Origin of the sequence: Phyllobacterium trifolii, from assembly GCF_014192095.1 — a bacterium.
GTDB classification, from domain to species: Bacteria; Pseudomonadota; Alphaproteobacteria; order Rhizobiales; family Rhizobiaceae; genus Phyllobacterium; species Phyllobacterium trifolii.
Genome location: NZ_JACHXN010000010.1, coordinates 1 through 19,247, shown reverse-complemented (window position 1 = coordinate 19,247; position 19,247 = coordinate 1). Strand labels below are relative to the sequence as shown.

General features: G+C 55.1%; 14 protein-coding genes. 4 read left to right on the top strand and 10 right to left on the bottom strand.

Features of this window, described 5'->3' with window-relative positions:
• Positions 1–26 precede the first annotated feature (26 nt).
• The 4 genes from FHS21_RS15890 to FHS21_RS15875 all read left to right on the top strand — a co-directional run bounded on the left by FHS21_RS15890 (position 27) and on the right by FHS21_RS15875 (position 5,496).
• Positions 27–2,150 carry an alpha-amylase family protein gene (locus FHS21_RS15890; protein ID WP_183662828.1) on the top strand — a complete coding sequence of 708 codons (2,124 nt, stop codon included), beginning with the start codon at positions 27–29 and terminating at the stop codon, positions 2,148–2,150.
• A 6-nt stretch (positions 2,151–2,156) separates the two neighbouring features.
• The gene (locus FHS21_RS15885; RefSeq protein ID WP_210283538.1) at positions 2,157–3,050 is read left to right on the top strand and encodes an SMP-30/gluconolactonase/LRE family protein; all 894 of its coding nucleotides are present in this window, start codon (positions 2,157–2,159) and stop codon (positions 3,048–3,050) included.
• Positions 3,051–3,110: 60 nt separating this feature from the next.
• Positions 3,111–4,229, top strand: a complete 1,119-nt coding sequence (locus tag FHS21_RS15880; protein ID WP_183662825.1) for a four-carbon acid sugar kinase family protein — start codon at positions 3,111–3,113, stop codon at positions 4,227–4,229.
• A 106-nt stretch (positions 4,230–4,335) separates the two neighbouring features.
• Positions 4,336–5,496, top strand: a complete 1,161-nt coding sequence (locus FHS21_RS15875; protein ID WP_183662822.1) for a mandelate racemase/muconate lactonizing enzyme family protein — start codon at positions 4,336–4,338, stop codon at positions 5,494–5,496.
• Between the two features lie 604 nt (positions 5,497–6,100).
• Here FHS21_RS15875 and FHS21_RS15870 read toward each other — a convergent pair.
• The 10 genes from FHS21_RS15870 to FHS21_RS15825 all read right to left on the bottom strand — a co-directional run.
• Positions 6,101–7,018, bottom strand: coding sequence for a LysR family transcriptional regulator (locus FHS21_RS15870; RefSeq protein WP_183662819.1), 918 nt, complete (start codon positions 7,016–7,018; stop codon positions 6,101–6,103).
• Positions 7,019–7,310: 292 nt separating this feature from the next.
• Positions 7,311–8,399: a mandelate racemase/muconate lactonizing enzyme family protein gene (locus FHS21_RS15865; protein WP_312879889.1), complete on the bottom strand. Its 1,089-nt coding sequence runs from the start codon at positions 8,397–8,399 to the stop codon at positions 7,311–7,313.
• Positions 8,400–8,451: 52 nt separating this feature from the next.
• Positions 8,452–9,612, bottom strand: coding sequence for a mandelate racemase/muconate lactonizing enzyme family protein (locus FHS21_RS15860; RefSeq protein ID WP_183662814.1), 1,161 nt, complete (start codon positions 9,610–9,612; stop codon positions 8,452–8,454).
• A gap of 9 nt (positions 9,613–9,621) precedes the next feature.
• Positions 9,622–10,695, bottom strand: coding sequence for an ABC transporter ATP-binding protein (locus FHS21_RS15855; RefSeq protein ID WP_183662811.1), 1,074 nt, complete (start codon positions 10,693–10,695; stop codon positions 9,622–9,624).
• Between the two features lie 4 nt (positions 10,696–10,699).
• Positions 10,700–12,451: an ABC transporter permease gene (locus tag FHS21_RS15850; protein ID WP_246411066.1), complete on the bottom strand. Its 1,752-nt coding sequence runs from the start codon at positions 12,449–12,451 to the stop codon at positions 10,700–10,702.
• Between the two features lie 35 nt (positions 12,452–12,486).
• On the bottom strand, positions 12,487–13,599 hold the full coding sequence (locus FHS21_RS15845; protein WP_183662807.1) for an ABC transporter substrate-binding protein: 1,113 nt from the start codon (positions 13,597–13,599) through the stop codon (positions 12,487–12,489).
• A 293-nt stretch (positions 13,600–13,892) separates the two neighbouring features.
• Positions 13,893–14,357: a GlcG/HbpS family heme-binding protein gene (locus FHS21_RS15840; RefSeq protein WP_312879888.1), complete on the bottom strand. Its 465-nt coding sequence runs from the start codon at positions 14,355–14,357 to the stop codon at positions 13,893–13,895.
• Positions 14,358–14,418: 61 nt separating this feature from the next.
• Complete coding sequence (locus tag FHS21_RS15835; RefSeq protein ID WP_183662805.1) at positions 14,419–16,590, bottom strand: malate synthase G; 2,172 nt, start codon at positions 16,588–16,590, stop codon at positions 14,419–14,421.
• Between the two features lie 64 nt (positions 16,591–16,654).
• Positions 16,655–18,955, bottom strand: a complete 2,301-nt coding sequence (locus FHS21_RS15830) for an NADP-dependent malic enzyme (protein WP_312879892.1) — start codon at positions 18,953–18,955, stop codon at positions 16,655–16,657.
• Positions 18,956–18,977: 22 nt separating this feature from the next.
• Positions 18,978–19,247 (bottom strand): heterodisulfide reductase-related iron-sulfur binding cluster (locus tag FHS21_RS15825; protein WP_246411064.1); only part of this gene is annotated, 270 nt, incomplete at its 5' end.

Sequence of the window (19,247 nt, the reverse complement as noted above, 5' to 3'; positions counted from 1 at the left end):
CGTCTACCATCTCATAGGAGAACTTTATGTCCCAGATATCACCTCACGAATGGCTTAAGTCAGCGCTGATCATGATCATGACGATGCGAGAGGACGATGCAGCCAAGTGGGAGCCGGAAAAGCTGGTCGAATTCGCAAAAAGCTTCTCAGTGGATGCGCTGGGTTTCAGCGTGGCCGGTATAACGGCTTTCTATCCCACGGAAATACCTCTCCATCGCCGCAGCCCTTCGCTTGGCGACCGCGACCTGGTCGGGGAGACGCTCAAAGCGCTCAACGAAGCCGGTATCAAGGCCATTGCCCGCATCGATTCCAGTCTGGTGCCAAGAGGGATGGCGGCCGACCACCCCGAGTGGTGCGCCCGTGACGAGGCCGGCAAGCTCATTAGCGTCCATGGGCTTTATGTCGCCTGTCCCAACGGCGGATACTACCACGAATTCGCGATAAAGGTCGTCCGCGAGGTGCTGGGGCGGTATGCGTTCTCGGGCATGTGGTCAAATGCGGCGCAGTTTTCGCCATGGCATACGCGGGTCTGCTATTGCTCCAACTGCCAGTCGAAGTTTCGGGCTGATACTGGGCATGCAATGCCGAAAGAAAACTGGAGCGACCCACTTTGGCGCCGCTACAACGAACTCCGCTATCGTTGGATCGCCGAATGGGTCGAACTGATGGACAAAACGATCGCCGAGGTGCGGCCCGAATGCGCCTGGATGCCGCTCGCGCAAGTGATGGAATCTTGGGACCATTCTCAGAAGGGCGGATGGGATATAGACTATACGGCGCCGTTCGCAGATATGGTCATCCTTGAGGCGCAGAGGCGCTATGCTAATCTTTGGTGGCCAGGTGTGGAAGCTCGCTATATGCGTGGCATCGAGGAAGACAAGCCTGGCGGCATCGTCGTAAGCTATTTCCTGCCTTGGTGGCGGCTATATTCAGTGCCGGAGCCGGAAAACCGCGTATGGATGTCCCAGGTCGTCGCGCATGGATGCCGGCCTTGGCTGCATGTGACGGGCTTTTTCAGCGAGCATTTCGACCGGCGCGGGCTCGAGCCCATGCGCAAGATGTACAAGTTTCTCGCCAAAAACCGGGATGCCTATGACGGGATGAAATCGCAGGCCGACGTGGCGCTCGTCTACTCGCGCTTCAGTCAGGACAACCTCAACGGCGGCCAGCCCGAGCCGGCCTACATTAACCATTTCCGGGGCGCCTACAATGCGATGATGCAGCAGCGCATTCCGTTCGATCTTCTTAGCGACAAGCGCATTACTCCGTCCCAGCTTGGGAAATACAAGGTTTTGCTGTTGCCGAACGGCGCCTGCCTCAACGATGCTGCGGTCGACGCGCTGCGCGCCTTTGTGGAGGGCGGCGGGCGCCTGATCGCGTCGTCCGAAGCTACCTTCCGCAATGAACTGGGCGAATTGCGGGAGCATCCGCTAATTCTCGAATTCCTGGGCGCCGAGGACACGCAGACCGTCGAGCGCGACCTCAAGGCCGCTTATGGCCGGATCATAGATCCGAGCCACTTCTTGTTCGAAGGCATCGGCGACACCGATGTCCTGCCCATTGGCGGCGATCTTAAAGTACTCAAAGGACCAGGCACACGCGCCGATGCTCTTGCCTATGTTCCGCCGGTCGAAGGAGAACGTGGGTCCGGCTTTAGCGTCCCGGAATACAACTTCATCGAACGGGTGAGCACGTATAGCCTCGCGATGACAGCGCAGGTAAAGCAAGGCTCGCTGGTTTACTTCCCATGGCCAATCGAGCAGGTGGCCCACCACTACGGGCTTGCCGATCTTTTCCAGGTGATCGGGAACGCGGTCCGGTCTACGCCGGGATGGTCCCCGAAGCTACGGGTCACCGGCCCCGGTTTCTACGACGTGGCCCTGATGGCCAAGGACGACAGGCTCGCCGTCACTGTCATCAATTTCTCGGCGCCGGGCAGCTTCAACAGCGGCCATCGCAGACTGGTGCACGAGGTTATGCCGGTCTCCGAGGTGCAGGTCGAAATACGCCTTCCTGAGGGTCGACGCTGCAGAAGCGCCCGCCTCGCGGTGGCTGCGGAGGAGGTAACATTCGAGATCGAGGATGGTTTCCTCAAGGCGCGAATCCCGAAACTCACCGAGTTCGAGACCATTCTCCTCAGCTTGGAGTGAGCAAAAATGTTTGAGCATACGCATGAGGTTGAAGCACAGCCATTTGCCAGGTTGCCGGACGCCTATCGGGGCGTAAGCAAAAATCACGCTTGGGTGGCATTGAACCGCCGCGGAGCGCCCACGCATTCTTTCCTGGAGGCGCCCGTCTTCGACGAAGAGGGGCGACTTTACATCGTCGATATTCCCAATGGTCGGATCTTCCGCATCACACCATCGGCGGAATTCGACCTTGTGGCGGAATATGACGGTGATCCGAACGGACTGGCCGTTCATCCGGACGGGCGCATCTTCATAGCCGATCACAGGAATGGCCTGCTGGCAATGTCACCGCACACAACTCGGATCGAAACGCTCGTATCGCAACCGCCTGGCGACAAGTTCAAGGGACTAAACGACCTGATCTTCGACCATTTGGGCAACCTCTATTTCACGGACCAGGGGCAGACCGGGCTCCAGGATCCGACCGGACGGCTCTGGCGTCTTGAAGCCGATGGGAAGCTGGAGTGCTTGCTGGACAACATCCCCAGCCCTAACGGGCTTGTGCTCACGGCAGACGAAAGCATCCTTTATCTGGCGGTCACCCGTGAGAACGCGGTCTGGAGGGTGCCACTTCATCTCGACGGCCGCGTTGGCCGCGTTGGACGCTACATTCAGCTTTCCGGCGGTTTCGCAGGACCCGACGGCATGGCCATTTCTCCGCAGGATAGTCTGGTCGTGTGCCAGATCGGTGCAGGTCTCGTATGGGTGTTTGATCGCCTTGGCCGGCCTAACATGAGAATCAAGACTCCCGGGTTGCAGCCGACCAATGTGACGATTTCACCAAAGGATCCACACACCATTTACATTACCGAGGCCGAGCAGGGCGTGGTGCTACGCCATCGTTTCAACGATGCCTGGTAGAGGTTGGCACCCTGAACCTCTGAGGCTCGTCTTGCTTCGCGAATTATCGGGAGGTTAGATATGAAACCCCTTCGCCTTATTGCTGACGATCTGACCGGTGCCCTCGATAGTGCCTGTGCTTTCGCCCTCGCTTCATGGCCGGTGAAGGTTGCGATTCCAGGATTGCCCTTGCCAGAAGGTCCCTCGGTCGCTGTCAGTACAGAGTCGCGCGAAATGGCTCGCGTGGATGCGGTTCAGTCTGTCGCCACGATTGTCGCCAAACTACGCGCGCCGGATACCAACACGATTTGGTTCAAGAAGATCGACAGCGTCATGCGGGGAAACCCTGTCGCGGAGATTGGTGCTATGCTACGCAGCGGCTATTTTGACCACTGCGTTCTGGCCCCTGCCTATCCTGCAATGGGGCGCATCACTGTCGCTGACCGTCAGTACCTGCTTCGGGCTGATGGCGAATTGCTGGCGGTCGGCCCCAACTTCCGCACAGCGCTCAATGAGATTGGACTTTCCGCAGAGCTGGTCGATGAGGCCGCAGCCGATGTAACTCCTGGAAACGGTGCAGCCATTCAGATTGTCGAGGCCTGCGAGCAAGAGGAGTTGCGGCGGCGGATATCAGCGATCGCTGCTCTGCCTGAAGTGCGCCGCCTTTGGGCAGGGTCCGGTGGGCTGGCAATGGCATTGGCCGGCCAGAAAGCTCCAATATCTTTCCCGCCGATATCTGCGTTCATCGTTGGTACCGGGCATCCGGTTGCCCGGGAACAGGCAAGTCGGCTAAGGCAAGAGCATCTCATTGGCCATGCGCCCTCCACCGCCCTTGCACCATTACTGCTCGCACCAGCCCTCAATACCGACGACGTCTTTGAAGGGGAGCGCGAGTTGCAATCGGCGTTGCAAGTGCTGCATTTCCCAGAGCCGGACAGGACTTCGATCCTCGTCACCGGTGGCGCGACATTAACAACTACCCTTCAATCGACAGCCGCACAGTGCCTCGAATGCATCGGAGAGGCTGTTCCGGGTGTTGCGGTTTCCCGCATCCTCGGCGGCAGGTGGCATGGTATCACACTGTTATCCAAGTCGGGAGGTTTCGGCAGCCCATCGCTTTTTCTCGACTTGCTTCGCCTCGGCCACAGCAACCCTAGAGATGGCCGTGGGCAGGCTCATTCGTACGGTGGCATCGATTAAGCACAGCCGACAAGACACTAATGCGCCCTACGGAAGACAGATTGTTTTGGCGCATATTTTTTCTTAGCCGGCTGGCATTTTGGGTCGGTCAAACGCAGGAGTGACCATGAAGATTGTTGAAATTGTACCTTGGCTGGTCAAGGCGCAGAAGACGTTCTGGGGCGAATATCTATTTGTGGAGGTTCGCACCGACGAAGGCCTCAGCGGCTGGGGAGAAATCACAACGACCACCAGGATGGCGAACAGAGCCATCGCGACCATATTGCGCCAGCTCAACGAACTTATCGTCGGCGACGATCCGGCGCACATAGAACGCATCTGGCACAAAATATTTCGTGCCTTCACCTACATGGGCACGCGTGGCGCAACCACCCATGTGGTGAGCGGTATCGATATCGCGCTGTGGGATCTCAAAGGCAAGGCCCTGGGAAGGCCAATTTACGATCTCCTCGGCGGTCCCGTCCGAGACGATCTACTGCTCTACACGCATCCGGAAAGGCGCAACATGGTCGATCGAGAGCGGTCGATGCAGGAAATCCAGTTGATCGTCGACGCTGGCTTTACCGCTGTGAAGTTCGACCCTTTCCCCCATCTCGATGGAGCAAGCACCTCGAATACCGCATATCTCGACGGCCGCCTGAGCAAGGAAGGGGAACGCATCGCCGCCGAATTGATTGCGCTGACGCGGGAGGTCGCGGGCACGGACATGGAAATACTGGTCGACGCGCATGGGCGGTTCGATGTACCTACCGCCATTCGCCTCTGCCGCACACTGGAGGATGCGGGCAACATTGAATGGTTCGAGGAGCCTGTCCCACCTGAAAGCTATCACGCGTTGCGCCAGGTTCGAGACAAGGTGAGCACCGCCATCTCGGTGGGCGAGCGGCTACACACTCGCTGGGACTTCGTGCCGATTTTTGAGGGTGAACTGGCCGACTACATCATGCCGGATGTGACCTGGACGGGCGGCATCACCGAATTGAAGAAGATATCGACCATGGCGGAAGCCTACTACGTGCCCGTCACGCCGCACGATGCCAGCGGACCGATAAACCTCGTCGCCGGTGGCCATGTCATGATGACAACGCCCAATTTCTATCGCATCGAAACCAGTAGGTACGACCTGCAGAAATACAATATCTATCTCGAGGAGCCTCTTAACCAGAGCGGAGGAAGGCTGAAGCTGTCCTCAGCGCCTGGTCTCGGCATCACACTGAACATGGATTATATGCGCGCCAACGTCGTGGATGGCTTTGGGGGCTGCTGATGCAGGTCTACACAAGGCGCCGCTTTTGGGAAACATGCATAAAAGCAAAGACCTAAAGCCCATCGACTGAATGCGCTGAAACGCGAAGCGCATTCAGAATGCAGGTTCATCAGAATTACATGTGTGTAGACAAGGGTGCTGAGATCGCTAGTCGCAATCGGGCTGCAATTCTTCGGGCGATACTGGACTTATTAACCGAAGACACCTACGGCGATTTGATGAGATTTCTTAATTCGGAAATGGACGCAGCTTCACCAATCAAACCCGTTCTTTACAATGTCGCGAAGTGCGTCTGCGCCGGTTGTAATGGGAAGAATCATTTTTCTGATCATGATTGCCTGTGAGCTTGCCACTGAATTTTCAGCCAAGGGGTTCGTTCGCTTCGAAACCGTGCGGCCTGGAAGTTGACTGAACCATCACGTTGAGTTTCTAGCCAACCCTCTCGCTGCGTCGCTTTGATGGCTTTCTATCTTCGATAAGAGCACTTGTCCCTGCGCTCGCCGGTTCGTTACGTTTTATGACGCCAGGTGCCCCCGCAGGCCTTTGCGACCCGGCCGAAAGAACGCACAGCCTGATTCAAGTCAAACGAACGCCGTTCGGCACGCTATGGCGCCAAGTCCGTCACCCTGAGCGCCTGCGTCTCGCTCGCAACCTCCTGAAGCTTGTTTGCGAAGGCCATGGCAAGATGCGAAATCGGACGATCGTTGCGAAAGAACAATTGGGCCCTGATCTCAACACGAGGGCGAAATGGCCTCACCGCAACACGGCGCGGACCCTCAAACGGGCGGTGAAGCGGTTCGACAATGGCAATCCCTGCACGTTCACTCACCAATCTGTACGAAATTTCCGAGTGGCTGCAATCGACCGCATTGTGTCGCACGACGCCGCAAGAGTTATACGCCTCTTCGATGCGAAGGCCACACCAAGTAGTTGGGCTGGGGGAGATGAGACGCTCTCCGATTAGATCCTTTGGATGTATTTCCTGCTTTGCTGAGAGGATGTGATCGCTGGGTAGGACGGCCACCAGCTCTGTGAAAAACAAATCGAGGGTCTGAAAATTCGGCTCCGTTATAGGGCTATACAAGAGGCCAATGTCAACTTGCTGTCGTTGTACTCGTGCGATGACTTCAATTCTCGATAGAATTTTTACGCCAACATTTACCTGGGGCCGGGCCTTCATGAATGAGCCTACTGCTTGAGGTACCAGTTCTGAAGCCAATGTCGAGACCGTCGCTATTTTGACGCTGCCGGTGCGATCGTTTCTTAACTCCGTAGCGACTCTACGAGCTGATGCAACACCATCGAAAATGCTAGAAACAACGGGAATCAGTAGTTCTGCTTCCGGTGATGGGCGAAGCCGCCCATTCTTCCTCACGAACAGCTTATAGCCGAGCACATCCTCGGTGTTCTTGATGTACTTGCTCACCGCCGGCTGCGAAATACCAAGCATTTCTCCAGCCCTCGTGAGGTTCTCGGCGATTATTATCGCCCAGAACACCTCAAGTTGCCTCATAGTGAGCATAGCGACGATCCCAAGAAAAGCGTCCCACTGTCATTTAGTTTGCGAAAGGTTGTAACCTATCGATGACTATCTCCTTTCGGCGGCAAGAAGACAATGTACTCATTTGCAGCGGACCTTGGCGACGCAGGCCGGCGATGTGTGGGGCTGCGAACCGCTGGCCAGCGAAGTGTGCTGGTGCGCAATCAAAGGCACGCGCTCCCGTGGCCGTCCACAACTCACCAATCGTTGAGTCAAAAAGTGGTGCGATGAATTGGTGGGTAAGGTCATGCGCATACTGACCTCTCCGACGCCATCAACCAATGCGATAGGGTGCGAGCGCCTCGTCGTTTGGATCCAATCCTATACCCGCAACCTCAGGCACGGTCACCGTCCCGTCCGAGTTTAGGGTCGGCGAATGAAGGTAGATTTCTCCGGCCATGGGATTGACCTGTTTAGGCGAGAATTCGAGAAGGGGTGCGTTGGGTATCGCCGCCAGCAGATGAAGATGGGTCTGCGGATCACCATGCGGACAGATGTCGAGGCTGTGGGCCTGGCTCATTGCCGCTACTTTCATGAACTCCGTAACGCCGCCCATATATCGAACATCGGGATTGAGGAAGGCTACCGCCTGCGTCGCAATCAGGTCGCGAAATCCATGTTTGGTGTATTCATTTTCACCGGTCGCGATCGGAATTGTCGTCGCCGCAGCAATTTTTTTCATGCCCTCATAGTCATCCGGTTGCACCGGTTCCTCGAACCAAAAAGGCTCGTGTTCTGCCGCCTGCAGGGATAGCTGTATGGCTTCATGATATCGATAGGCGCAATTCGCATCTATCAGCAGCTTTACATCAGGCCCGATAGCGTCACGCGCAGCTTTGATCCGCGCAACGTCCTCTTTTAACGGCACAGCACCAATTTTCATCTTTACCGCTTTGGCGCCCAGCGATACATACGATGACAATTCCTCCTGCAACTCCTTGAAACCCTTGCCGTCGGTATAATATCCACCTGCGATATAGATGGGTATGCGCGTCCGAAATCCTCCGAGCATCCGATAGAGCGGCATTTCGGCTGCTTTTGCTTTAATATCCCATAAGGCCATATCGATGGAGGAAAGTGCCCTGGTTTCGTTCCCCCGCCGCCCTGACATTTTCGGGCTCCAAAGACTGGCCCAGATGGCCTCGGTCAAAGTCGGATCCTTGCCGATCAACGTTTGCAAGAACTGCGCGCGCATCTCACGCTCTCCTGCCCGCGGCCGTCCAATTCCATAACCGGTTATGCCGTCATCAGTCTCGATTTTCACAACGGTCATGTCAGAGGTGGTATAGGTGTGAAGTCCGTTCGTGATTGGTCGAACCCGTTTCCACTCATAGTCAGCTGTCGTTGCCCTGGTGATCTTCACTGCATTCACTCCCGTATAGAAAAACTTGACCGGAAACACATTGACTGGAGCTTCATTGATCGACCACCGAGCCATCAAAATGAGGACGCATAGCGATTCCCCGAGGCGCAACGGGCTCCTTGAACTCAATACCGGGAACCAACTGAATCCCGAGTCCAGGACTGTCGGGTATTTTGATAAAACCGTCCTCGGGTTGGTCCAAACCTGTCACAATATTGGCCGCTCGCAGGTCTGAATGACCTTCTGATTCCGGATTGGCGGACGGGTATTCCTGAATAGCAAAGTTCGGGATAGCCGCATCCAATTGAAGGCATGCCGCCAGGCTAACCGGTGACAAGGGATTATGAGGGACAACCTGAGCATCGTAGGCTTCGGCTAAAGCTGCAATTTTTCGGCCTCCGGTTATCCCTCCGCAAATGCAGATACATGGCCGCAGGAACTGAACGCCGCGTCTGGCGAGCAATGTCTGAAACTGATGGAAGCTCGTAAACCGCTCACCTGTCGCTATCGGAATAGGTATATGATCGGCAACCCAGGCCATTGCATCAGGATTGGCGGGCGGCACCGGATCCTCCATGAATAAGGGGTGATAAGGCTCGATGTCGCGCGCAAGCGTGATGGCTTCCGGTACCGTCATGCGACGATGGACCTCGACGCAGAGGTCCATGTCTGGACCAACAGCCTCGCGCATCAACCTGATATTGTTAACGGCATCCTGTATTTTTCTAGCGTGTGCTTTGAAATAGGGCTGTTCCTGATCCTCGTCCAGCAACGGATTGAGATGCCCTACCGCCGTGAAGCCGACCCTTTGAAACTTCTTTGCCAACGAAATTTGCTTTTCGATCGTGCTGCCTTTGACGTGGGCATACAACCTGGCTTTTGTGCGTACAGCGCCGCCGATAAGTTCATGGATCGGCACGCCCAAAGACTTGCCTTTGAGGTCCCAAAGAGCGATATCGATAGCAGACACCGCTCCGCTGATAGCAGCCCCCACGAAATGGTGGGCTCTGAGCATGACATTCCAGTGGTGCTCGATCTGGCGCGCATCCTTGCCGATGAGATAATCACCGAACTTTGAAATCGCCACTGCGCTTGCTTCCAGATGCCCCCATGCACCGGATTCACCGATTCCAGTCAGCCCCTCATCTGTCGTTATTCGAACGAAAAGGTACCGGCTTACGAAAAGCGGCTCCACTTTTACAATTTTTATCATGTCTGCGCCTTATGGTTTTACCGAGATGCAATCTTCGGTGGGTAAAAGGATATTGGTATTAGTGGCCTCAGGGGCTCGATCCGTCAGAACGCGAAGTTCACCTACTTGCGTTCGGCCAAGGATCTCATAGACGGAGCCATGATAAAGTACCGTCGTCACGGCGAACGGCAGGACGGCGCCGTGCACAAAATTGTCCGCGATATCATCGATGAGTTTTATCTTTTGAGGTCTTATGGCGACGCACATGGCGCCTCCAGCCAATAAAGGATTCTTTTGCCGAACACTTATGCGGATACCTGCTTCCGTCACCATGGCGGATCCGGCATCTGCCGCACGCCCTCTGATGATATTCGCGCCACCCACAAATTCCGCAGCATAAGCCGTCTCAGGACGATCATAAATCTCGCTCGCCGTTCCAACTTGCTCAATACGGCCCTGACTAAGCAAAACAACTTGGTCGCTCAGGGAAAGAGCTTCAGTTTGATCGTGAGTCACAAGTATGGTGGTCAAACCGAAGGTTTCATGAATGTTTTTTAACCAGGCGCGCGCACGTTCGCGCAGTTGCGCATCGAGATTTGAGAGCGGTTCGTCCAGAAGCAAAATTCGTGGCCGATAAACGATTGAGCGGGCAATCGCCACACGTTGCTGCTGGCCGCCGGACAACTGAAAGGGGTAACGATCGGCCAATACACCTAGTTCGAGTTTTTCGAGCATCTCTCGGGCCCGTCTTTCCCTTTCCGAGCGACCCAGTCGCCTGATTTTCAAGGGATAACTCACATTTTCAAGAACTGTCAGATGCGGCCATAGAGCATAGCTTTGAAAAACAAATCCGATATTTCTTCGCTCTGTAGGAAGGCTAACTTGCTGCCGCTCAGAATAGACAAGATCTGGGCCCAGATGAACCTCACCCCCTGTCGGGCGATCCAAACCGCCGATGATGTTGAGAAGCGTGGTTTTGCCGCAGCCGCTCGGTCCCAAAAGCGATGTGAAAGAACCGTCACGAACGATTAGATTTATGTCTCCGAGAACCTTGAGATTTCCATATGATTTGGCAATTCCTACTAGGGTTACAGCGCTTTGCATAATGCTAATCCTTGGCGTAAATGAAGATTGCGATCGGCAAGGTAAGAACGAGAGTTATTACTGATAGCGCCGCCACCGGTCCGAGATTGCCCATCAGATCGAGTTGCAACATTGTCGTACCAATAACCGCTGTGTCCGGCCCAAACAGGAAGGACGCTGCGGCGTATTCCTTGAAAAATTGGACGAAGTAGAGGAGGAAACAGCCCACCATTGCGGATCGGAGCAGCGGTAGCGTCACCGCCCAAATAGAGCGCAGTTCGCCGCCGCCTGCCACACGGACTGCCCGCTCAAGGTCTTCCCCCAGTTGTAGGTAGGCCGGCGTGAGCACGGCAAAACCGGTTGGGAAATAGCGTATGGTAAAGGCGATCATCAGTATCGCCAGTGTGCCGCGGATATAACCACCACCAGGCAGCAGCACCGCCGCGTAGAAGATGCCGATACCCACCACAATTCCCGGAATGGCGCGTGGAATAAACGCCGTGAATTCCACAAAGCGGCGCAGGCGGGTTGAGGATCGGTAGGCAACGATAGCTAACGCGAATGTCAGCAACATTGCGACAAATCCTCCGACTGTTGCAACGATCAGCGTGTTAACGATGCTTTGTACGTATGCATCGTAGCCAAGGATCAACTTGAAGTTTTCAAGGGTTAGAACGCTGTGGATCGGGATCAGCGGTGACATAAAGGAGCAAAACGACCGAAGGATCAAAAATGCACTGGGTATCCCTGTTGTCAGCAGCGTATAGGTGAGGAAAGCCGCGGAAATAATCCATCCTGTGCGTCCAAGGGGGACGAGTCCGCGACGAACACTGCGTCCGCCCACTGTGGTATACCGCCTCACATCGCCAAGAAGACTCTTCTGAGCTAGGATGACGATCTGGATCATGGCCAACATGACGAGCGCTGCAGCGCTGACAAGCCCGTAGTCAGCTTGTGTGGCGACGCCTCGCTCGTAGAGATAGGTTGACAGAACTTCGATTCTTGCCGGTTCGCCGAATATGAGGGGTACAGCGAGGTGGTCTATGGCCATTACAAAGTTGAGCAGCACACAATACAGCAGCGACGGCCGCAGCAGCGGCAAGACGATCGTCATCAAGGCACTGAAGGGCGCAGCGCCAGCGGCTCGCGCCGCTGATTCCAGTGTCGGCGGGATGTTCGCAATAGCTGAAGAAAAGAAAAGATAGCTAACAGGCGCCGCCGTCACACCGGCCAGCAAACCCATGCCGCCAATCGAGTTCAGGTTGGGGAGACTTACGCCGAGTATCGCTCTGAGGAAAATCGTCGCATATCCACTCGGTCCGAATAGCATCGACCAGGCAAACGCCAGAATGAGGGCGGAAACGAAGATGGGAGATAGGAACAATATTTTCAACGTCCGCCGAAAGGGAATATCCAGCCGTTCAAGGATCAGAGCAGCCAGAAATCCCACGAAGGTTGAAATTGCCGTTGCGATCAGGGCGAACCAGAATGTCGCAATGCTGGCTGCATGGAAGCGCGGGTCGTCAAAAAGAGTTCGGAAGTTCGCGAGAGTAAGCGAAGAGTTACTCTCGTATAACGGTTTGTCACTAAACGCCTGGTAGGCGATGGGCAGCATTGGCGATACAAGGAGCGCAAAAAGAAGTACCGCGAGGGTCCACCGAACAATGTTGGGAATTTGAATGATGATAGATCGCAACGAACGCGAGCCCGCAATCATACCAACGGGCAACCGCGTTGTCAGGCCGGAGGGATCACCGTCGTTTCCTAAGATTTGCATGGTAATGTTCCGCTTCGATAGGAGTTCTTTTGTAGCTACTCGGTGATATTGAAAGCGGCTTTAACTTTTGAAACGGTTTGGGTGGAAGGGGTCATCAATTTCGGATCGAAAGTTGTCCGGATGATGTGGTCTTCCCCGATTTGCTGTGCAATTTTCTGATACGTATAGCCAAGCGGGCCATCGGGGAGAGTGACGTCGCTTCTGTAAGGCATGAGACCACCCTCGGCCAATGCAGATTGACCGTCATGGGAAAGGATGAAATCCATCAGAAGCTTTGCTGAGTTTGGGTTTTTGACGGTTGTCGCCATCGCCATGTGACGCATCAGCAAAAGCGTACCGTCACTTGGAAAAGTCCAACCCAGAACAGATGCGCGAGTAGGATCGTTCATCAACGGGAAGACTTGGATGCCTGACAGCTGGTAACCGATGAGATATTCGCCTGACGTAACCTTCTCCATAATGGGGCCCGCTGAGCGATAGATTTCCGACAAAGGACCGAGCGTTTTGAAGATATCGAACGCCTTTTCTTCCCCTAATGACGCTATATAATGTGTAAGCAGGTTTTGGGAGCCGGCTGTGCCCATCGGGCGCGGCGTCGCAATTTTTTTGTCGAAGGACGGGGCGTCCGCCTTTGCGAGTTTAACCACGTCCGCCATGGATCTTGGCCATTGCGCCTCGGGCAGCAGAAGCTTGTTGTAGACCAGAACCTGGGGATCGACTGAAATTGTGTAGACGCCTGGACTAGGTTTTGACCATTCGGGCAGTCTGGAGTCTTCCACAGAAACAAATGACTTCACGTTATTCTTCTGGACGAACTCAAGCCACGTTGCTGCGCTGCTCGTTAAAACGATATCGACTTCGCTGTTCCCAGTTGCTTGCTCTGCATAGTAGCGTTCAAACACTTCGTTCCCGGTCAGATCCAGTGTTTGAACCTTGATCCAGGGATAGATTTCGTGGAATTTTTCCAGCAAAGGCCGCCAGTTCATCTCGCCGACATTGGAATAAACCAAAACGCCCTGTTCGGCGTGTGAGGCGTCGACTACCTTCTGATAATCACTGGGGTAATAGTCGGGTAAAGCCCACGCGCCGGGCGAGCCAGCCAGAATAACGGCAATAGCCGACAGCGCGTATTTTACAATACGTTTCATGAATTCCTCCCAGATATATGGCTTCTCTTCGCAGCGGAAACGATTAGTCGCCCGCCTCCTCGCGTAGCAAACAGTAAAACTGTGTAACCGGAATTGCTGAACCGTTTTGCACCAATCCCGACGACAGGACAAATCGTAAGTTCGACACCCATCATAACCCGTGGTTATACATTTGGCCTGGGAGTTGCTTGTCTTGGGCGAATGGTGTTGCGATCGAAATCTGTACCGTTCAAGGTAAAGATGTCGTACTTAAGCGCCAATCGCCAATCGGAAGATTCGGCCTTTGTGGCCGACTACCGTTGAACCATACTGTTCGAAAAATGTTCCAGGCCGGCTTGAGCACAGGCTAGATCTTGTGCAGGCATGCCTGAGCTCAGCCCAATGCCGCCCACCACCTCGCCCTCGATTATGACAGGCAAGCCTCCGGCCACGACCATCAATCGGCCGCCAATAGCAGAATTAATGCCGTAAGCAGCTGAACCTGGTTGGCTTGCGGATCCATATTCATGCGTGGCTTTCTTAGCCCCGGCCGCGGTAAACGCCTTGTCCTGGGCGATGGTAATGCTGGTGATCTTGCCACCGTTCATACGTTCGAATGCGATGAGATTTCCAGATTCGTCGGTTATTGCTATGCACATGGGAACACCGATGTGGGCGGCTTTGCTGCGGGCTCCCTCCATAAGGATTTGCGCATCGTCGCAACCGAGCCTCTTGATGGTTAACATAATAAACTCCTCGTTTTGGATTGGTTTCTCCAAGGCGATGATGAGTCCGACGCTCCAGTAAACGTTCTGAAGTACTAGGATGTCTCAATCGACCTCACATTAAATCCGGCTTTGCCTTTAGTTCGAGCCGACGGCGGTGTAAGACCGGCTCCGTATAGCCATTTGGCTGTTCTCTGCCTTTGAAAACGAGGTCGCAGGCCGCTTGAAAAGCGATTGACTCGTCGAAATCAGCGGCCATCGCGTGATAAAGCGGGTCGTCCGCGTTCTGCTTATCAACGACCGCTGCCATGCGCTTCAGTGTTTCAAGTACTTGTGCCTCGCTCGCGACGCCATGATGCAACCAGTTGGCGATATGCTGGGCGGAGATGCGCAGCGTTGCGCGGTCTTCCATCAGCCCGACATTGTTGATGTCCGGCACTTTGGAACAGCCAACGCCCTGATCGACCCAACGCACGACATAACCGAGAATCCCTTGAGCATTGTTATCGAGTTCGCGCTGCACGTCTTCGGGTGTCCAGTTGGGACGCGGTACCATCGGCACCGACAGGATGTCGCTCAGCTTCGCCCGGGGACGGTTTTTCAAGCCGGTTTGAACCTCGGCGACATTGATTTTGTGATAATGAGTGGCATGGAGCGTCGCGGCGGTCGGCGATGGCACCCAAGCGGTATTCGCACCGGCTTTCGGATGCGCGATCTTCTGCTCAAGCATCGCCGCCATCAGGTCGGGCATGGCCCACATCCCCTTACCGATCTGCGCGTGACCGGAAAGCCCGCATTCAAGACCGATATCCACGTTCCAGTTCTCATACGCGCCAATCCAGGCGGCCTGTTTCATATCGCCCTTGCGGATCATCGGACCGGCTTCCATCGACGTGTGGATTTCATCGCCGGTTCGGTCGAGGAAGCCGGTATTGATGAAGACGACGCGTTCCTTCGCGGCCCGTATTGCTTCCTTCAGGTTCACCGTGGTGCGGCGTTCCTCATCCATAATTCCCATCTTTATGGTGTTCGGCTGCATGCCAAGCAGCCTCTCTACCCGTCCGAACAGCTCGGAGGCGAAACCGACCTCCTCCGGACCATGCATCTTCGGCTTGACCACATACATGGATCCCGTGCGGGAATTCATAAGGCGGCCGTCCGGTCCTATGTCGTGGAGCGCAGCCAAAGCGGTAATCGCCGCATCCATAATGCCTTCGGGAACCTCATTGCCCTCACTGTCGAGGATCGCTGGATTGGTCATCAGGTGCCCGACATTGCGCACGAGCATGAGCGAACGCCCAGGTACCGTCAGCGGCTTGCCATCCCTGCCAATGTATTCGCGATCGGCATTGAGTTTGCGCGTTACGGTCTTGCCGCCCTTCTCGAATGTATCCTCAAGATCGCCATTCATCAGGCCGAGCCAATTGCGATAGACAATTACCTTGTCTTCCGCATCGACGGCGGCGACAGAATCCTCGCAATCCTGAATTGTAGTCAGAGCTGATTCGAGAAGAACATCGGCAATGTGCGCGGCATTTGTCTTGCCAATCGGATGATCGGCATCGATGACGACCTCAACATGCAGCCCGTTCTTCACAAGAAGAATTGCTGTTGGCGCTGCCCTCTCGCCGCGATAGCCGGCAAACTGTCCCTCGTCCTTGAGCGAGACAGTCTTGCCGTCGGCCTTCAGGACGAGCTTCTGATTTGCGATGCTCAGACCAGAGACGTCGGACCAATGCGCACCATCCAGCGGCGCACTGTCGTCGAGAAACGCCTTGGCCCAGGCAATCACCTTCGATCCTCGGACAGGATTGAACGTCTTACCTTTTTCAGCGCCGCCTTCGTCGGAAATCGCATCGGTGCCATACAGCGCATCGTAGAGCGAGCCCCAACGCGCATTGGCGGCATTGAGCGCATAGCGAGCATTCATCACGGGAACAACGAGCTGTGGACCAGCGACAACAGCAATTTCTGGATCGACATTGCTCGTCGAGACGGCGAAGGCCCCGCCTTCTGGCAGCAGGTAGCCGATCTCCCTCAGAAAGGCCTCATACTCTTCCTGGTTGCTGTCGCGCTTACGCTTGTAAAAATCGTCCAGCTTCTGCTGAAATGCATCGCGTTTTTGCAGTAGTGCGCGGTTTTTTTTGGCCAAATCTTCGATGATCTGTGCAAAGCCAGACCAAAATTGTACGGCATCTACACCGGTGCCCGGCATAGCTTCACTGACAACGAAGTCGTAGAGTTCCTTCGTGACCTTCAGGCCGTTGATCTCGATACGCTGTACCATGATAAGTCCCTTGATTTCGGGGTGAACAATTTATGGCAAAAAACAGGTTGTGGCTGATCCTTGCCTAAAAAGACGAGACGGCGGTCTGTGGAATTCCCAGCGCTTCAGCGGCCGCGATAGCTGCCATATTCACGATGCCGCGGCTGGTCACCGAGGGTGCAAGAATATGTGCAGGACGCTTGGTCCCCATCAAGATGGGTCCCACCGACAATGCGTTGTTCAATTCCTTGAGCAATGTCATGGAGACATTGGACGCTTCCAGCGATGGAAAGATCAAGAGGTTTGCTTCGCCTTCGAAGGCCACCTGCGCCACATAGCGTTCTCGTAAAGCATCATTGATAGCAAGATCTCCCTGCATTTCCCCTTCGACGAGGAGGTCGGGCGCGACCCGTTTCAGCAGCGAATAGACCTTGCGCATTTTTTCCGATGACGCCCCGTCACGTGATCCGAAGTTCGAATAACTGAGTAAGGCCGCCTTGGCATCGATGTTGAAACGCTTGAGATGATCGCGAGATTGCAATGTGATCTGTACGATTTCCTCCGGGCTCGGATCTATATTCATGTAAGTGTCGGCAAGGAAAAACACGCCCTTCGACATGATCAGCATCGACAGTGCCGACAATTGCGCTGAATCATCGGCTAGTCCGATGATCGAACGAATATCGCGAGCGTGTTTGATGAACTGCCCCTGCAATCCACAGATGAGGGCATCGGCTTCGCCGCGATCGACCGCCAGCGCACCAATAACCGTTGTGTTGGTGCGCACAATAGTGCGGGCCGTATCAAGCGTGACGCCTGCGCGCCCAACGAGGTTATGAAAATGGCTGACATAGTCGCGATAGCGCGGGTCGTCTTCCGGATTGATGATCTCGAAATCACGATCAGGGATGATCTTGAGGCCGAAGCGTTCAATGCGCTGTTCTATTACCGACGGTCGACCGATTAGAATGGGTCGTCCAATTGCCTCTTCCAATATCACCTGGATAGCTCGCAGCACACGTTCATCCTCGCCGTCGGCAAATGCAATTCGCTTTCCTTGGCCCTGGGCGCGCTCGATCATGGGTTTCATGACCAACCCGGAACGGAAGACGAAACGCTTCAGGCTCTCCTGATAGGCTTGCATGTTTTGGATGGGACGACGCGACACGCCGCTATCCATTGCGGCCTGTGCAACAGCCGGCGCAATACGCAAAATGAGACGCTGGTCAAAAGGCGAAGGAATGAGATAACCGCTGCCGAAGGTAGCCGCCGCATCGTTGCCAAGGGATTCAAGCACGGCTTCGTGCGCCAGTTGCGCAATGGCGTTTGCGGCTGCCCTCTTCATGTCGTCATTGATTGTCGTTGCGCCTGAATCCAATGCGCCGCGGAAAATGAAAGGAAAGCACAGCACGTTGTTGACTTGGTTGGGATAGTCGGATCTTCCAGTGCAGATCATAGCATCGGGCCGCTCGGCGATTGCTACTTCCGGCATAATTTCTGGAATTGGGTTCGATAGGGCCAAGATCAAGGGGTCGCGAGCCATCTCCCGGATCATTTCGGGTTTCAATGCGCCTGCCGAAGACAAGCCAACATAGATATCCGTCCCCGGCATGACCGCAGCCAGCTCGGTTGCGTCCGTGTCCTGCGCAAATGCGCCGCGCCACCGGTCCACTGAATTGGCGCGTTTCTTGGTAACGAGACCCTGGCGGTCGGCAATGTAGATATTCTCGCGTTTGGCTCCAACGGTCACAAGCATATTCATGCACGCTATCGCTGCGGCACCGGCACCCGACGTACAGATTTTCACCTCGGCGATATTTTTTCCAACGAGCTTCATTGCATTGAGAACGGCAGCGGCAACGATGATCGCCGTTCCGTGCTGATCGTCGTGAAACACCGGAATATTCATTCGGGCCCTCAACGTTTCTTCGATATCGAAGCAATCGGGCGCCTTGATGTCTTCCAGGTTGATGCCGCCGAAACTGGGCTCCAGCGGGGCTACGACCTCAATGAATTTCTTGGGATCGCTTTCATCGATTTCGATATCGATACTGTCGATCCCGGCAAACTTCTTGAACAAGACAGCCTTGCCTTCCATGACGGGTTTGCTGGCAAGAGCTCCAATATTGCCCAGTCCCAGCACTGCAGTCCCGTTAGAAATAACAGCGACCAGATTGCCCTTGGACGTGTAGCGATAGGCCTTCTCAGGATCGGCCGCGATTTCTTCGCAGGGTGCAGCGACACCCGGTGAATAGGCCAGCGCGAGATCGCGTGCGTTCGCTAACGGCTTGCTCGGTGTGATCTCGAGTTTGCCGGGCTTGGGATACTGGTGGAAATCCAGGGCTGCGGTGTGCAGACTCGCTTTTGGTTCTTGTGACAAGGTAATCCTCCTCCTGAGGTTGTATTTATTACAGCCGTATCGGCGCCGGCACACCTTCAGGTCGGGGTCCGCCATAAGCCCAGTCCAGCAACTCAACAGTGTGGACGATCGGCAATTTCGAACCGCTGGCAATCTGGGTGATGCACCCGATATTTCCGGTTGCGATGAGGCTGGCGCCGGTCGCTTCAATGTTCTTCACCTTACGATCCCGCAACGTGCGAGCGATCTCCGGCTGCATGATATTGTAGGTGCCGGCCGAACCGCAGCATAGATGTCCTTCGGCTGGATCCTTGACGAC

Bases quoted from the DNA above. Each gene is read 5' to 3' on its own strand.
- FHS21_RS15850 (WP_246411066.1), bottom strand. From the start codon at position 12,451: ATGCAAATCTTAGGAAACGACGGTGATCCCTCCGGCCTGACAACGCGG.
- FHS21_RS15880 (WP_183662825.1), top strand. From the start codon at position 3,111: ATGAAACCCCTTCGCCTTATTGCTGACGATCTGACCGGTGCCCTCGAT.
- FHS21_RS15835 (WP_183662805.1), bottom strand. From the start codon at position 16,590: ATGGTACAGCGTATCGAGATCAACGGCCTGAAGGTCACGAAGGAACTC.
- FHS21_RS15860 (WP_183662814.1), bottom strand. From the start codon at position 9,612: ATGATAAAAATTGTAAAAGTGGAGCCGCTTTTCGTAAGCCGGTACCTT.
- FHS21_RS15845 (WP_183662807.1), bottom strand. From the start codon at position 13,599: ATGAAACGTATTGTAAAATACGCGCTGTCGGCTATTGCCGTTATTCTG.
- FHS21_RS15875 (WP_183662822.1), top strand. From the start codon at position 4,336: ATGAAGATTGTTGAAATTGTACCTTGGCTGGTCAAGGCGCAGAAGACG.
- FHS21_RS15885 (WP_210283538.1), top strand. From the start codon at position 2,157: ATGTTTGAGCATACGCATGAGGTTGAAGCACAGCCATTTGCCAGGTTG.
- FHS21_RS15855 (WP_183662811.1), bottom strand. From the start codon at position 10,695: ATGCAAAGCGCTGTAACCCTAGTAGGAATTGCCAAATCATATGGAAAT.
- FHS21_RS15890 (WP_183662828.1), top strand. From the start codon at position 27: ATGTCCCAGATATCACCTCACGAATGGCTTAAGTCAGCGCTGATCATG.
- FHS21_RS15870 (WP_183662819.1), bottom strand. From the start codon at position 7,018: ATGCTCACTATGAGGCAACTTGAGGTGTTCTGGGCGATAATAATCGCC.